This is a genomic window from Enterococcus sp. VV15 (genome assembly GCF_005236045.1).
GTDB lineage: Bacteria > Bacillota > Bacilli > Lactobacillales > Enterococcaceae > Enterococcus_B > Enterococcus_B durans.
In genome coordinates this window covers 1-610 of record NZ_QPTY01000113.1, presented here as the reverse complement: position 1 = coordinate 610, position 610 = coordinate 1, and the positions used below count along the sequence as shown (strand labels likewise).

The 610-nt window shown below is 39.5% G+C and carries 1 pseudogene; it reads left to right on the top strand.

Annotated features, from left to right (window positions below):
- Window positions 1-559, top strand: a pseudogene (locus DVW83_RS14855) (IS256-like element IS1542 family transposase); the annotation flags it as partial.
- Window positions 560-610: the final 51 nt, after the last annotated feature.

Below are 610 nucleotides of genomic sequence, written 5' to 3'. Positions count from 1 at the left end.
TGAAGAAAGTGATGACACATGGTCCATCTTCTTTGAATACTTAAAAGAACGCGGCCTAAAGGGGACAGAACTCATCATTTCTGATGCCCATAAAGGCCTAGTGTCTGCGATTCGTAAGTCATTTACCAACGCAAGTTGGCAGAGATGCCAGGTCCATTTTTTAAGAAACATCTTCAGTTCTATTCCAAAAAAGAATTCAAAACCGTTTAGAGAAGCAGTAAAAGCGATCTTTAAGTTTACGGATATTGAACTCGCTCGAACAGCTAAGAATGCCTTAGTCGGTGAATATATCGACCAGCCTAAATATACAAAAGCCTGCGAAATATTGGATAATGGCTTCGAAGATGCCTTTCAATACACGGTTATCGGAAATAGTCATAATCGGCTAAAAAGCACCAACCTTCTTGAACGACTGAACCAGGAAGTCCGCAGAAGAGAAAAGATTATTCGGATTTTTCCCAACCGAACGTCTGCCAATCGATTAATTGGAGCTGTCCTTATGGACCTTCATGACGAATGGCTCAGTTCTACAAGAAAATATATTAAGTTTGATCAATGAGAGACCGGTAAAACATTGTATAGTATTTTACACAGGATTATGGACTTGACT